At 32.1% G+C, this 911-nt stretch carries 1 protein-coding gene; it reads right to left on the bottom strand.

Annotated elements, in window-relative coordinates:
- Positions 1–326 precede the first annotated feature (326 nt).
- Positions 327–833, bottom strand: a complete 507-nt coding sequence (locus tag AB204_RS20665) for a hypothetical protein (RefSeq protein ID WP_047965259.1) — start codon at positions 831–833, stop codon at positions 327–329.
- Between the last annotated feature and the right edge of the window lie 78 nt (positions 834–911).

Raw genomic sequence — 911 nt, 5'->3', positions numbered from 1 at the left:
GTTCAGTTGATGAGTTGTTCACCGAGCACATCGAATGTGTCAGGTTATGTTGATTCTGCTATAGCAGGCTTGGGCATTGAGCATTATTGCATAAGACAACAATCTCTGATTTTTTTCGAATAAAGATAATCCCGGTGATTTTTATACCAATATTAAAATAGAATCACGTTATTCTTTCCTTAATAAAACAACTTAATTAAAATAGTTAATTTCTTATTAAGAAAAAGCCAAGCCATGAGTGACAAAGAGGATTTCAGGATATTATCTTGAACAAGATAAAGGGAGGAAACCCTCCCTTTTGTATATAAAAAAATAAATATTTAAATTTAATTCGCCGAAATTTCTAACTTTATATCAATCTTTGAATCTCCGCCATAAACCTTCTTCTGATTGCAATCCTCTCCTTTGCAAATAGCCTTATCAACTATATTTTCACACCCTTTAATCTCTGTATACCAATCGTTATCATACCCATGTTCAAATATCAAATGACAACTTATAGGGCCACTGGAAATTTTCCATTCGACACTTTTTGTTTTAAATGCGCAACCACTAAAAAGATTATTACTATCTTCTAAATAGATGCTATGTTGCTTACCAATCGGAAGATTAAACTGATCATCACCACTCTCGTACATACACTGGGAGTCTTTTTTATCTACTACAAGATTCAATTGAGAGGAGGGAAGATGGATAAACTCCATATTATATTCAGCAGATAATTCTGAATGTTCTTTGGTATTAACACTTTTTTCCTCTGCCAAAGCAGTGGAAGTCCATAAACAAGATAAAACCGCTAAGATTGTGCCAGATATCATATTCATCATTTTCATACTGTTCTCCTTATGATGAAATTCTTAAACATATCACTTAATAAATCTTTTTGATTGGTTATTAATTCAACTTTTATG

The organism is Xenorhabdus khoisanae (assembly GCF_001037465.1).
Lineage (GTDB): Bacteria > Pseudomonadota > Gammaproteobacteria > Enterobacterales > Enterobacteriaceae > Xenorhabdus > Xenorhabdus khoisanae.
This window is presented reverse-complemented; position numbering and strand designations above follow the sequence as displayed.